1 pseudogene is annotated in these 254 nt (G+C 41.7%); it reads left to right on the top strand.

The features are described from left to right. Positions 1-254: pseudogene (locus N475_RS02020) on the top strand (transposase); the annotation flags it as partial.

Raw genomic sequence — 254 nt, 5'->3', positions numbered from 1 at the left:
CTAAGCCACTTATGCGTTTTGCAGGTAACCCAAGAAAACACATGCCAAAAGGTTTACCGTTTGAATTCAAATATTATGTAGAGCTTGTTGATTTGACAGGTCGATGTATACGTGAGGATAAACGAGGGTTTATCACAGACGCTCAGCCCATCTTAGCAAGACTCAATATCCAACCTGATAATTGGCTAAAACTCACCACTCAGTTTACCAGAGTGTTTAAAGGCTCAGTGGGTAGGCCTGATGCTAAGCAAAAG

This window comes from Pseudoalteromonas luteoviolacea DSM 6061 (assembly GCF_001625655.1).
GTDB lineage: Bacteria > Pseudomonadota > Gammaproteobacteria > Enterobacterales > Alteromonadaceae > Pseudoalteromonas > Pseudoalteromonas luteoviolacea.
This window is presented reverse-complemented; position numbering and strand designations above follow the sequence as displayed.